At 71.3% G+C, this 12,526-nt stretch carries 14 protein-coding genes; 10 read left to right on the top strand and 4 right to left on the bottom strand.

The window, feature by feature from the left end:
* The first annotated feature begins 187 nt into the window (after positions 1 to 187).
* The 4 genes from clpS (at position 188) to WDW90_RS12075 (ending at position 4,769) form a co-directional block, all read left to right on the top strand.
* Entirely contained in the window at positions 188 to 523 is a 336-nt protein-coding gene (clpS, locus tag WDW90_RS12060) for an ATP-dependent Clp protease adapter ClpS (protein WP_336487701.1), read from the top strand.
* Positions 524 to 547: 24 nt separating this feature from the next.
* Positions 548 to 3,034, top strand: coding sequence for an ATP-dependent Clp protease ATP-binding subunit ClpA (gene clpA / locus WDW90_RS12065; RefSeq protein WP_336487627.1), 2,487 nt, complete (start codon positions 548 to 550; stop codon positions 3,032 to 3,034).
* A 99-nt stretch (positions 3,035 to 3,133) separates the two neighbouring features.
* Entirely contained in the window at positions 3,134 to 3,403 is a 270-nt protein-coding gene (locus WDW90_RS12070) for a hypothetical protein (protein ID WP_336487628.1), read from the top strand.
* 52 nt (positions 3,404 to 3,455) lie between these two features.
* Positions 3,456 to 4,769 carry a flavin monoamine oxidase family protein gene (locus WDW90_RS12075; RefSeq protein ID WP_336487629.1) on the top strand — a complete coding sequence of 438 codons (1,314 nt, stop codon included), beginning with the start codon at positions 3,456 to 3,458 and terminating at the stop codon, positions 4,767 to 4,769.
* A gap of 87 nt (positions 4,770 to 4,856) precedes the next feature.
* Here WDW90_RS12075 and egtD read toward each other — a convergent pair whose 3' ends face one another.
* Both egtD and egtB read right to left on the bottom strand, forming a co-directional pair.
* Positions 4,857 to 5,795: an L-histidine N(alpha)-methyltransferase gene (gene egtD, locus WDW90_RS12080; RefSeq protein WP_431311026.1), complete on the bottom strand. Its 939-nt coding sequence runs from the start codon at positions 5,793 to 5,795 to the stop codon at positions 4,857 to 4,859.
* Between the two features lie 81 nt (positions 5,796 to 5,876).
* Entirely contained in the window at positions 5,877 to 7,160 is a 1,284-nt protein-coding gene (egtB, locus tag WDW90_RS12085; protein WP_336487631.1) for an ergothioneine biosynthesis protein EgtB, read from the bottom strand.
* 316 nt (positions 7,161 to 7,476) lie between these two features.
* Here egtB and murI point away from each other — a divergent pair, with 316 nt between their 5' ends.
* Positions 7,477 to 8,355 carry a glutamate racemase gene (murI, locus tag WDW90_RS12090; protein WP_336487632.1) on the top strand — a complete coding sequence of 293 codons (879 nt, stop codon included), beginning with the start codon at positions 7,477 to 7,479 and terminating at the stop codon, positions 8,353 to 8,355.
* A gap of 6 nt (positions 8,356 to 8,361) precedes the next feature.
* Here the strand turns inward: murI and WDW90_RS12095 are convergent, their stop codons facing one another.
* Positions 8,362 to 8,595: a hypothetical protein gene (locus tag WDW90_RS12095; protein ID WP_336487633.1), complete on the bottom strand. Its 234-nt coding sequence runs from the start codon at positions 8,593 to 8,595 to the stop codon at positions 8,362 to 8,364.
* Positions 8,596 to 8,872: 277 nt separating this feature from the next.
* Here WDW90_RS12095 and rpsD point away from each other — a divergent pair, with 277 nt between their 5' ends.
* Positions 8,873 to 9,490: a 30S ribosomal protein S4 gene (rpsD, locus tag WDW90_RS12100; RefSeq protein WP_336487634.1), complete on the top strand. Its 618-nt coding sequence runs from the start codon at positions 8,873 to 8,875 to the stop codon at positions 9,488 to 9,490.
* Between the two features lie 172 nt (positions 9,491 to 9,662).
* Here rpsD and WDW90_RS12105 read toward each other — a convergent pair whose 3' ends face one another.
* On the bottom strand, positions 9,663 to 9,956 hold the full coding sequence (locus WDW90_RS12105) for a hypothetical protein (protein WP_336487635.1): 294 nt from the start codon (positions 9,954 to 9,956) through the stop codon (positions 9,663 to 9,665).
* A 180-nt stretch (positions 9,957 to 10,136) separates the two neighbouring features.
* On the opposite strand from WDW90_RS12105, the gene WDW90_RS12110 reads away from it, so the two are divergent.
* The 4 genes from WDW90_RS12110 (at position 10,137) to tsaD (ending at position 12,481) form a co-directional block, all read left to right on the top strand.
* Positions 10,137 to 10,484 (top strand): DUF2293 domain-containing protein, encoded by a 348-nt coding sequence (locus WDW90_RS12110; RefSeq protein ID WP_336487636.1) that lies wholly within the window; start codon positions 10,137 to 10,139, stop codon positions 10,482 to 10,484.
* A 97-nt stretch (positions 10,485 to 10,581) separates the two neighbouring features.
* Positions 10,582 to 10,791, top strand: coding sequence for a TOBE domain-containing protein (locus tag WDW90_RS12115; RefSeq protein ID WP_336487637.1), 210 nt, complete (start codon positions 10,582 to 10,584; stop codon positions 10,789 to 10,791).
* Positions 10,792 to 10,796: 5 nt separating this feature from the next.
* Complete coding sequence (locus tag WDW90_RS12120; protein WP_336487638.1) at positions 10,797 to 11,324, top strand: hypothetical protein; 528 nt, start codon at positions 10,797 to 10,799, stop codon at positions 11,322 to 11,324.
* 116 nt (positions 11,325 to 11,440) lie between these two features.
* Positions 11,441 to 12,481, top strand: coding sequence for a tRNA (adenosine(37)-N6)-threonylcarbamoyltransferase complex transferase subunit TsaD (tsaD, locus tag WDW90_RS12125; protein ID WP_336487702.1), 1,041 nt, complete (start codon positions 11,441 to 11,443; stop codon positions 12,479 to 12,481).
* Positions 12,482 to 12,526 lie beyond the last annotated feature (45 nt).

Below are 12,526 nucleotides of genomic sequence, written 5' to 3' on the forward strand. Positions count from 1 at the left end.
GCCGACTGGCGAAGTCGCGCCCCGACCTATAGATTGCCGTCGAAGCGAGCGCGCCTCGCCGGCGCGCCCCGCGAGCACCTCTGCCGCTGATGGGGTAGGTTCGATTCAGATGTCTCACGTCCCGACGATGCGGGGCTCCGCATTCCTGCCCGTCGCGTCCCGGCCGGGCATAGAGCGGACCACGGTCATGGCCGCCTCGGGTCCGCGCGCGCCGGGGGGCGACGACCGCTCGAACACCGCAATCATCACCCGGACCAAGCCGCGCACGAAGCGGCCGAGCCTCTACCGGGTGCTGCTCCTCAACGACGACTACACGCCGATGGAGTTCGTGGTCCACGTCGTGGAGCGCTTCTTCAACAAGAGCCACGAGGACGCGTATCAGATCATGATGCACGTCCATCAGAACGGCGTCGGGGAGTGCGGCGTGTTCACCTATGAGGTCGCCGAGACCAAGGTGACGCAGGTGATGGACTTTGCCCGCAAACACCAACATCCTCTCCAGTGCGTTATGGAAAAGAAATAGGCATCCCAGACAGAGGCCAGAGCTTTGCCAAGCTTCTCACGCAGCCTAGAACAAGCCCTTCACCGCGCCCTGGCGCTCGCCGGGGAACGCCGGCACGAATACGCGACGCTGGAGCACCTGCTCCTCGCCCTGGTGGATGACCAGGACGCGGCCGCCGTGATGCGGGCCTGCAACGTCGAGATCGATGCGCTGAAGCGGAGCCTCGTCGAGTACGTCGATACCGAACTCTCGAACCTCACCGGCGACGGGCGCCAGGATGCCAAGCCCACGGCCGGCTTCCAGCGCGTGATCCAGCGGGCGGTGATCCACGTGCAATCCTCCGGCCGCGAGGAGGTGACGGGGGCGAACGTGCTGGTGGCCATCTTCGCCGAGCGCGAGAGCCACGCTGCCTACTTCCTGCAGGAGCAGGACATGACCCGCTACGACGCGGTCAACTACATCAGCCACGGCATCGCCAAACGGCCCGGCGCCTCCGAGTCGAAGCCCGTCCGCGGCGCGGACGAGGAGGGCTCGGGCGAGCGTCCGAGCAGCGAGGAGGGCGAGAGCCGCGCCAAGAAGAAGGGCGATGCCCTCGACGCCTACTGCGTCAACCTCAACAAGAAGGCCCGGGACGGCAAGATCGACCCGCTGATCGGCCGCGAGAGCGAGGTGCAGCGCACAATCCAGGTTCTCTGCCGCCGCCAGAAGAACAACCCGCTGCTCGTCGGCGATCCGGGCGTCGGCAAGACCGCGATCGCGGAAGGGCTCGCGCGCAAGATCATCCAGCACGAGGTGCCGGAGGTCCTGGCCGACGCCACCGTCTTCTCCCTCGATATGGGGACGCTGCTCGCCGGCACACGCTACCGCGGCGACTTCGAGGAGCGCCTGAAGCAGGTGATGAAGGAGATCGAGGCGCATCCGAACGCCATCATGTTCATCGACGAGATCCACACCGTGATCGGCGCGGGCGCCACCTCCGGCGGCGCGATGGACGCCTCGAACCTGCTCAAGCCTGCGCTGGCGTCGGGCACGCTGCGCTGCATCGGCTCGACCACCTACAAGGAGTACCGCCAGTACTTCGAGAAGGACCGCGCGCTGGTGCGCCGCTTCCAGAAGATCGACGTTAACGAGCCCTCGATCCCGGACGCGATCGAGATCGTGAAGGGGCTGCGCCCCTACTTCGAGGAGTTCCACAAGCTCAAGTACACGACCGACGCCGTCAAGGCTGCCGTTGAGCTCTCGGCGAGATACATCAACGACCGCAAGCTGCCCGACAAGGCGATCGACGTCATCGACGAGACCGGCGCCTCGCAGATGCTGCTGCCGGAGGCGCGCCGCAAGCGCACCATCGGCGTCAAGGAGATCGAGGCGACCATCGCCACAATGGCCCGTATCCCGCCGAAAACCGTCTCGAAGGACGACGCGGTCGTCCTCCAGAACCTCACCGAGAACCTGAAGCGGGTCGTCTACGGCCAGTCGAACGCCATCGAGGCCTTGACCTCGGCGATCAAGCTCGCCCGCGCCGGCCTGCGCGATCCCGACAAGCCGATCGGCTCCTACCTGTTCGCCGGACCGACCGGCGTCGGCAAGACGGAGGCCGCCAAGCAACTCGCCGCATCGCTCGGCGTCGAGATGCTGCGCTTCGACATGTCGGAGTACATGGAGCGGCACACGGTGAGCCGCCTGATCGGTGCGCCACCAGGCTATGTGGGCTTCGACCAGGGCGGCCTGCTCACCGACGGGATCGACCAGCACCCGCACTGCGTGCTTCTCCTCGACGAGATCGAGAAGGCGCACCCGGACCTGTTCAACATCCTCCTCCAGGTGATGGACCACGGGAAGCTGACCGACCACAACGGCAAGCAGGTCGATTTCCGCAACGTGATCATCATCATGACGTCCAATGCGGGCGCCTCGGATCTCGCCAAGTCGGCCTACGGCTTCACCCAGACCAAGCGGTCGGGCGACGACGTCGAGGCAATAAACCGGCTGTTCGCGCCGGAATTTCGCAACCGTCTCGACGCGATCATCTCGTTCGGGCACCTGCCAAAGGAGGTCGTCGCCAAGGTCGTCGACAAGTTCGTCCTGCAGCTCGAGGCGCAGCTCGCCGACCGCAACGTGACGATCGAGCTCTCGGACGAGGCCCGCGACTGGCTGGTCGAGCACGGCTACGACGACGCGATGGGCGCCCGGCCCATGGCACGGCTGATCCAGTCGACCATCAAGACTCCGCTGGCCGACGAGGTGCTGTTCGGCAAGCTCAAGGACGGCGGCGCGGTGTGCGTGGTGGTGCGCAAGCCCGAGGATGCGGAGGCCAAGGCCGGCGCCAAGGACAGCCTCGGCTTCGAGTTCCCGGCCGGCCCCGTGACGCCGAAGCCCGAGAAGGACGTGACCAACGCGGCCAAGAAGCACAAGCGTTCGAAGCCGCGCGCGGCGACCCGCAAGAAGGCCCAGAAGGACGACAAGGGCGGCGGCTCCGGCGGGTCGGGCGGCGTGCGCACCGTCCCGAAGGTGCCGCTGGTGCGGGCCTGACCGCGCCGCGTCGCGCCGCGCGAGGCTTCTGTCTCTCGCCACGAGAGAGTAAGAGCGCGGCGCGCCAAGTGCCGCGCGTGACACGAAGGGGGCGACAGGATGAGCGAATTGCATGAGGGCCCCCTCACGCCCATCTCCCACCCGGCCCCCCCTCCGCAGAAGCAGACGCTGACCGCGCGCGAGGAGCGCCGGCGCCGGCGCAAGCGCCGCCGCCGGGGCGAGGAGATCCTGGGCTGGTTCCTGGTGCCGGTGATCATCTTCGGGATCTACTGGGGCATCAGCGCGGGTTTCGAGTTTCTCGGAACCTCGCCGGGGCAGGTCTGGGATCAGCTCATGCAGGTCAAGGCGATGATGGAGAAGCGCGCCTGATCCCCGGGGTGGACGCGCACGGGCGCCGCGCGTCCTGATCGGCGGACCGCTCATGCCGCTCACCCGCCGCAGCCTTCTCGCCGGAGCCGCCCTTCTCGCGGCACCGCCGCTGCGCGCGGCTCCCCGGGACGGCCCCGTCATCGTCGTGGGCGCTGGAGCGGCCGGGCTCGCGGCCGCGGCGTTCCTGGGCCGCGCCGGTCACGCCTTCGTGCTGATCGAGGCACGCGGGCGCATCGGCGGGCGGGCCTTCACGGACCGCAGCCTCGGCCCCGACGCCGCCTTCGACGCCGGCGCGCAGTACATCCACTGGGCCGAGCGCAACCCCTGGCGGGCGGTAGCCGAGCGCGCGCAGGCCAGGATCGGCGCGGATTCCGGCTGGGCGCGCACCCTCCTGATCGACGGACGGCCCGCCACCGAGGCCGAGCGCAGCGCGCGGCGCGCGGGCTTCGCGGCGCTCGACGCACTGCTCGCGCCGATCGACGCCACCGACCGTTCCGTCCGCGAGGCGGCGCAGGCGGGCGGGCCGGATGCGGCGCAGGCCGCCGCCAGCCTCACCCGCATGTCTCTCGGCGAGGAGCCCGAGCGCGTCTCCGTGGCCGATTACGCCCGGCTCTGGTCCGGTGTCGATCTCTGGGTCGACGGCTACGGGGACCTCGTGGCGCGCCACCACGCGGATCTGCCGGTCAGCCTCGACACGCGCGCCACCGCGATCGACTGGTCGGGAACGGGCGTCGCGGTCGAGACGAGCCGGGGCAGCCTGGCGGGCGCCGCCGTCATCGTCACAGTGCCGGTCGGCGTGCTCCGGAGCGGCGCCGTTCGCTTCACCCCGACTCTGCCGGTGACCGCGGCGGAGGCCCTCGATGGTCTCGGGATGGGAGCCTACACCAAGATCGCGCTGCGCCTCGATCCCGCGCGCCTCGATATCCGGGAGGTGGGCGATGCCGTGTCGGTCGCGCGGCGCGAGAGCCGCGATCTCACGATGTATCTCGAGATGGCGCCCTTCGATCGGCCGCTCGCCGTCGCCAATCTCGGCGGCGACGGCGCCCGCGCCCTCTGCGAGGCCGGGGAGGCGGCGGCGATCGCCGAGGCGACGGACCGCCTCGCCGCGATCCTGGGGAACCGGGCGCGCGAGGCCGTCACGGCCGGGCGCTTGGCCGGGTGGTGGAATGATCCCCTCGCGCACGGGGCCTATTCCATCGCGCGTCCCGGTCGCGCCGAGGCGCGCCTCGCCCTGCGGCGGCCGGTGGCGGACCGGGTCTTCTTCGCCGGCGAGGCGCTCGGCGAGGGCGGCGCGATGACGGTCGGCGGCGCCACCCTCGACGGCGAGCGCGCGGCCGCCGCGGTCCTGCGGGCCCTGGCGAGCTGACCGGTCCATCGGCGCGCGGGGTCGCGCGTCGAGGCCGCGTCGGCGGACCGGGCGAGGGATCAGGTCTCTCCGGAAAGGTCGCGCCCTTCACCCTCGCCTGAGCGCATGCACGGCGAACAGACGCTCCGGATCGGTCCAGACGGCGCCCGGGACCCAGCCGGCCGCCGCGGCGAGGGCGCGGAAGCTCTCAACAGTGTACTTGTAACTGTTCTCGGTGTGGATCGTCTCGCCCTCCGTGAAGGCGAAACACCGCCCGGCCACGCCGACGGTCTGAGCCCGCGTGCTGACGAGATGCATCTCGATGCGCGAGGCGTGCCCGTTGAACAACGCCCGGTGCCGGAATGACGCGAGGTCGAGATCGCCGCCGAGCTCGCGGTTGATCCGGGCCAGAAGATTGAGGTTGAAGCGCGCCGTGACCCCCGCCGCATCGTCGTAGGCCGCCTCGAGCACGGTCCTGTCCTTCACGAGGTCGACGCCGACGATCAGGGTCGCGCCGTTCCCCAGGACGCGGCCGAACTGCGCGAGGAGCCGGCTCGCCTCCGGCGGCTCGAAATTGCCGATGGTGGAGCCCGGGAAGAACCCGGCGACCCCCTCGGTCCCGACCCCCGCCGGCAGGGCGAAGGGCTGCGTGAAATCGGCCGCCACCGGCTCGACCCGCAGCTTCGGGAAATCCGCTCTCAGGACCGCCGCCTCGCTCAGCAGGAAGCTCTCCGAGACGTCGACCGGCACGTAGGCCCGGAGGTCCGGCAGATGGCGCAGCAGGCGCCGCACCTTCACGGTCGAGCCGCTGCCGAACTCGACGAGGGTCGCGCGCGGCGGCAGCGCGGCGGCGATCTCGGGCCCCCGCGCGTCCAGGATGCCGAGCTCGGTCCGGGTCGGGTAATATTCCGGCAGCCGCGTAATCTCCTCGAACAGGTCGGAGCCCGCCGCATCGTAGAAGTACTTCGCCGGCAGCACCTTCTGGGGCTTGGCGAAGCCCGCCAGTACGTCCTCGAGGAAAGCCCGGTCGTCCGGCAGGCGGCTCAGCGGGGTCGCGTCCTTGAAGACGGGCTTGACGGTCACGGGCTCACTCCGGGGAACGCTGCGGGGATGATGGAAAGGCGCCGGTCAGCCGCGAACCTGCGCGAGGCGCAGGCCGGTGAACTGCCAGCGCTGATGCGGGTAGAAGAAGTTGCGGTAGGGCACCCGCGCGTGCCCCTCCGGCGTCGCCACCGACGAGCCGCGCAGCACGAACTGGTTCGACATGAACTTGCCGTTGTACTCGCCGAGAGCCCCGGCGATCGGCCGGTAGCCCGGATAGGCCGCGTAGGCGCTGCGGGTCCATTGCCAGACAAGGCCGAAGGCGTCGTCGAGGGCGCCGTCGCGCGCGGCGACCTCCCAATCCTGCTCGGTCGGCAGGTCGCGCCCGGCCCAGCGGGCATAGGCGTCGGCCTCGTAGTAGCTGATGTGGGTGACGGGGAGCGCCGGGTCCACGGGCCTGACGCCGGCGAGTGTCATGGTGGCCCAGCCCTCGCGCTCGCACGCGCCCTCGCGCCGCCAGTAGCCTGGCGCTTCCCAGCCCTCGGCCTGCGCGGCGATCCAGCCGTCCGAGAGCCAGAGCTCGGGCCGCGCGTAGCCACCATCCTGCATGAAGGCGAGCCACTGCGCGTTCGTGACCAGCGCCCGGTCGATGCGGCAGGGCAGGATCAGCGCGTCGTGGCGGGGCGATTCGTTGTCGAAGGCGAAGCCGTCGCCCGCATGGCCGATCTGCGTGATGCCGCCGCGCAGCTCCGCGGTGCCGCCGCGCCCCTGCGGCCGGGGAAAGCGCCAGTCCGGGTCATAGGCCGGCCCGAGCGGGTTCTGCGCGAAGGCGTGCAGGATGTCGGTGAGGATGAGCTCCTGGTGCTGCTGCTCGTGGTAGAGGCCGATCTCGACGATCGCCAGGATCCGCTCGAGCGCCGCGGGCGACGCTTGCATCAGGAGGGCCTCGACCGCCCCGTCCACGTGAGCGCGGTAGGCCGCGACCTCCCCCGCCGAGGGCCGGGTGATCAGGCCGCGGCTGATCCGCGGCTGGCGCGGACCGGCGGCCACGTAATACGAGTTGAACAGGTAGTGCAGGCGCTCATCGTAGATGGCGTAGCCGGCCGCGTGCTCGCGAAGCAGGAACTGCTCGAAGAACCAGGTCGTGTGGGCGCGGTGCCACTTGGTCGGGCTCGCATCCGCCATCGACTGGATCTGCTGGTCCTCCGGGGAGAGGGGTGCGGCGCGCCGCTCGGTCTCGTCGCGCACCTGGCGGAAGGCCGCGATCCAGGCCTGCCGGTCCGCCGGACGGGCCGACAGGTGGGGCGGCGGGAAGGCCGGGCCTCCCGCCCGCTGCGGGGCCGTGTCGCGGATCGCCGCCGTCGCTGCCATGCCGTTTGTCCCTGATTGCCCTCGCGACGGAGAAAGCCGTCCCAAGAGAAGGCGCGGACGAGGGAAATATGTACCGTGCCGCCCACGGCAACGCTGGAGGGCCCGGTTCTGTTCGTCGCAGCCAGGCCCTGCGTCGCCTCCCGTGCAGTCGCGCACGTGGACTCGTGCATTAGGGCTCGCACACGGAGCTTCGGGGACGGGCTCCGGGTTGCGGATTCGTTACCGCGTTCCGCAGCCATTTTGCGGCCGCAGTGAGATGGCCTTAACCCTCGCAGGCCGACACTGCGCCACGCGTACGCTGCCGGACCTGTTTCTGATGCGGATCGATCTCATGGCCGGGGCCAGCCTGTCCGCCGTCGCCCTTCGCGCGGCGCCGGAGCCCACCATCCTCGTGTTCGATTCCGGGCTCGGCGGCCTCACCGTCCTGGAGCAGGTGCGCCGCGCGCGGCCCGACGCCCGCTACGTCTACGCCGCCGACGACGCGGCCTTCCCATACGGCCGGCTGTCGGAGGCGACCCTCGTCACGCGCGTTCTCGCCGTGATGGAGCGCCTTCTGGCGCGCCACCGCCCTGACCTCGTGGTGATCGCCTGCAACACGGCCTCGACCCTCGTCCTGCCAGTGCTGCGCCAGACCTTCCCGACGCCCTTCGTCGGCGTCGTCCCGCCGATCAAGCCGGCGGCCGAGACCACGCGCTCGCGCCTCGTCTCGCTGCTCGCCACGCCCGGCACGGTCGCCCGCGCCTACACGCACGACCTGATCCGGACCTACGCGAACGCCTGCCGGGTGTTGCTCGTCGGCTCGCCGAACCTCGCGAACTACGCCGAGGCGGAACTCGCCGGCACGCCGGTATCGGACACGGCGCTCGCGGCCGAGATCGCGCCGTGCTTCGTCAGCGCGGAGGACGGGCGGCGCACGGATGTCGTCTGCCTCGCCTGCACGCATTATCCGCTGCTGCTTGGCCGCTTCGAGCGCCTCGCGCCCTGGCCCGTGACCTGGATCGACCCGGCCCCCGCCATCGCCCGGCGGGTGGTTCAACTCCTCGGCCCGGCGGACCGGGCCTCCCGCGCGGCCGAACCGTCGGTCCTCGGGGCCTTCACGGGCGGCGAGGGCCTGAGCGCTCCCCTGCGCGCCTCGCTGGCGGGGCGGGGCCTCGGCGAGGTCGGCATCGAGGCGATGCCGCTCGCCATGCAGTAGCGGCGGCTACCACCGCATCGACCTGAGGCGGCAATACCCACCCATATTCTGGTAGCCCGCCGGGCAGCGCCGAACGCAGGCCCCGGCCGCGAACTTGAGCGGCGGCGGGCAAGCGTTGCGGAAGCGCTGCTCCCGGTACACGTAGGATTGCGCCGGGCCGGCCAGGGCGGGAACGGCCGCGCCGGCCGGCAGCGCGACGGCGAGGACGAGGAGGGCGGCGCGCGCGAGGCGAGTGGACATCGGATCATCCGGGCGGGTTCGTCGCTCAACGCGACCGATCGCGATCCGTTCGGTCACGTTTCCGTCGCGGCGCCTCGGCCCATCGCTGTCGGCGAGGATTGACCATCCGGCGCGCCTGCACTAAGGACGCCGGGTTCGCGGGGCTCCGATGAGGGGCCCCGTGGCTTTTTCATACGCACCCGCGGGTGGGCTCATCCCCGCCCTGTCGTCCCGAGGGCTCGGTCCCCGGGGAGAGGAGGGCGCGTTCCTCGTATGTGACACGTTGAGAGGATACGCGATGTCGAAGCGCGTTCAGGCGAAGCACAAGCTCGATCGCCGCATGGGCCAGAACATCTGGGGCCGCCCGAAGAGCCCCGTGAACCGCCGCGAGTACGGTCCCGGCCAGCACGGCCAGCGCCGCAAGGGCAAGATGAGCGACTTCGGCACGCAGCTGCGCGCCAAGCAGAAGCTCAAGGGCTATTACGGCAACATCACCGAGAAGCAGTTCCGCCGCTACTACGCCGAGGCGATCCGCCTGCGCGGCGATTCCGGCGAGAACCTGATCGGCCTTCTCGAGCGCCGCCTCGACGCCGTGGTCTACCGCGCGAAGTTCGTCGCGACCCCGTTCGCGGCGCGCCAGTTCGTCAACCACGGCCACATCAAGGTCAACGGCCGCCGCGTGAACATCCCGAGCTACCTCGTGAAGCCCGGCGACGTGATCGAGGTGAAGGAAGCCTCGCGCCAGCTCGAGATCGTCGTGGTGGCGAGCCAGCTCGCCGAGCGCGACGTGCCGGACTACATCGAGGTCGACCACCAGAAGATGACCGCCCGCGTCACCCGCGTGCCGGGCCTCTCCGAGGTGCCCTACGCGGTGCAGATGGAGCCGAACCTCGTCATCGAGTTCTACTCGCGCTGATCGCGGTCAGGTAGCCGCGTTGTTCGAAGGGCCGTCCGCGAGGGCGGCCCTTCTGCGTTGGGGGGCGGTCTCTCCCGGCCGGGCGACGGGATCGTCGCCGCCCACGCGATGCAGCCGTGTTCGCCCGGACCGCGGAGGGGCCGGGGCGCGCCGGCCGGGTCCACTCGGGGCTTCAGCAGCCCCGGCAGATCGAGCCCATCGTCGTGCGCATCTTGGTGTCCCAGGCCTTGTCGCGCGCGGCCGCCGCCTTCTGGGCCTTGGCCATCTCGGCCTGCGTGGTCGGGTTGAGCGGCGTGGCCGCGGCGGCGCCGGGCGGCGGCTTGGTGACGCCGGTCGCCGTGATGTTGCGCCCGGGCCTCTGCGCGGAGGCGCCCGGCGCGGGTTGCTGGGCCAGGACCGGCAGGGCCAGGATCGGCAGGGTCAGGAGGGGGGCGGCGAGGGTGGTCGCGGCCAGGATGCGGCGCATGGACAGGTGATCCCCGGAAGATAAGCTCCGCCGCGATCGCGTCCCGAACCCGGGTTCGGGACGCGTCTGCCCGGCTGCGATCCGAACGTTAACGTTCGGGATGGCAGGAATTATGGCGTGCGATTCATGGCTAAAGCGTTCCCTGCGGGCTCGGATGCCGCCGGATCTGTGGACGATCCGATGGCCGCGACACACCGAGCGCGGCCGGCCAACCGGCGGGAGGCGATCGCCGCGGCGCTGCGCCGCCTCGCCCCGCGCCTGCCCGCCTTCGAGGCCGAGGCGGCTCTCGACCGGGCGCTGACGAGCGCGGGCCTGCGCCGCGCGGCGCCCGAGACGGCCGCCCGCCTCGCGCTGACCGCCTATGCCCGCCACGTCTTCACCGACTACGACGATCTCCTCGCCGAGGGCTACGATCGCGACAGCGCCCGCCACTTCGTGCTCGAGGACCTCAACGCCGTCCTGATCGCCTGGGGCGCCCCCGCGATCCCCGAGGAGGAGGCGGGTTCCGAGGGCGATCACATCTCCTGAAACGTCCGGAATCCAGCGCGGCGGGAGATCGAACCGTCACGCCGGGAGGTGTAGGGTCCGTCCGCCGCGATCCGCGGCGAGCAGAGGAGTCCGGAGTATGAAGATCAGCGCGCGCAACGTCCTGAAGGGCACCGTCGTCTCCATCGAGAAGGGCGCCACCACCGCACACGTGAAGATCGAGATCTCGCCCGGGCAGGTCGTCACCGCCGCGATCACCAACGAATCCGTCGAGGCCCTGAAGCTGGTCAATGGCGGCCAGGCCTACGCCGTCGTGAAGTCCTCCGACGTCATGGTGGCGGTGGATTGAGGCGGATGCGTACGCGCGCTGCCCTCAGCCTCGCCCTCTGTCTCGCCGCCGGCGCCGTCGGGGCGCAGGAAGGCCAAGCCGGCACCGCGGTGCCGCCGGCCTGCATGGATTTCGCGTGGCCCCTGCTGCGCGAGCAGGCCTGGTTCGCCGCCCCGGGCCTCGCGGAGGTCGCCTCCGGCGCGACCGTCCAGGCCGACATGCCGGGCGCGGTGCTGCGGCTCAAGCCCGATGCCGAGGTCCAGTACACGGTCCCGCCCTCGCGGACGCCCGCGCCGGGCAGCTACGGGGGGGGGCTGCGCTTTCCGGCGCCCGTGATGGCCGGGATCTTTCAGGTCACGCTCTCGGGCGAGGCCTGGATCGACGTGAGCCAGGACGGCGAGACCACCAAGACTCCCGTCGCGCACACGGGCGCCCGCGGCTGCCCGACGATCCGCAAGAGCCTGCGCTACCAGTTCGGAGGCAGCCCGGTGATCATCGAGATCAGCGGGGCGAAGCGCGACTCGATCAAGATCGCGATCGCGCCGGTGGAGTAGGATGGGACGAGGATCTCCGGCCGGCGCCCGCCCGTCGTTGCCCCGACCGGGGCAGGGCGGGTAGGGTGCCGGCCCGTCCCCGCCAGCGGAACCGACCCGATCCCATGAACGTCCCCATGAACGTCCTCGGCATCGAAACCACCTGCGACGAGACCGCGGCGGCCATCGTGGCGCCCGGCGAGGACGGGCGCGGGCTGATCCTGGCCAACGAGGTGCTGAGCCAGATCGCCGAGCACGCGGCCTATGGCGGCGTCGTGCCGGAGATCGCCGCCCGCGCGCATGTCGAGGTGCTCGACCGGCTGATCGATCGGGCGCTGGGCACGGCCGGGATGCGGCTGTCCGATCTCGACGGGATCGCGGTGGCGGCGGGTCCCGGCCTGATCGGCGGCGTCCTGATCGGCCTCGTCACGGCCAAGACCCTGGCGCTCGTCGCCCGCAAGCCGCTCCTCGCCGTGAACCACCTGGAGGCGCACGCGCTCACGGCGCGGCTCACCGACGGGCTGCGCTTCCCCTACCTTCTGCTGCTCGCCTCCGGCGGCCACACCCAGCTCGTCGCCGTGAAGGGCGTCGGCGACTACGTGCGGCTCGGCACCACCATCGACGACGCCATCGGCGAGGCCTTCGACAAGGTGGCCAAGCTCCTGGGACTCGGCTACCCGGGCGGCCCCGAGGTCGAGCGCATGGCCGAGGCCGGCAATCCCGAGCGCTTCGCCCTGCCGCGGCCGATGATCGGGCGGCGCGAGGCGAACTTCTCGCTCTCCGGCCTCAAGACGGCCCTGCGGATCGAGGCGGAGCGGATCGCGCCGCTCGCCGAGCGCGACGTCGCCGACCTCTGCGCGAGCTTCCAGGCTGCCATCGTCGACGTCGTGGTGGACCGCGTCCGCGTGGCGCTGCGGACCTTCGGGGCGGTGGCGGGCCACCCGACGGCGCTCGTGGCGGCGGGCGGCGTCTCGGCCAACGGCGCGGTCCGGCGGGCGCTCGCCGCGCAGGCCGGCGAGGCGGGCCTCGCCTTCGTGGCGCCGCCGCTTGCCCTCTGCGGCGACAACGGCGCCATGATCGCCTGGGCCGGGCTCGAGCGCCTGCGCCTCGGGCTCGTCGACGACCTCACGGCGCCGGCCCGCGCCCGCTGGCCCTTCGCGGAGGCGCCCGCGGCGTGAGGGGCGGCGGCCGCCTCGTCCTGCCGCGCGGCAACCTTCCGGAGG

The sequence above is a fragment of the Methylobacterium nigriterrae genome, assembly GCF_037106235.1.
GTDB classification, from domain to species: domain Bacteria; phylum Pseudomonadota; class Alphaproteobacteria; order Rhizobiales; family Beijerinckiaceae; genus Methylobacterium; species Methylobacterium nigriterrae.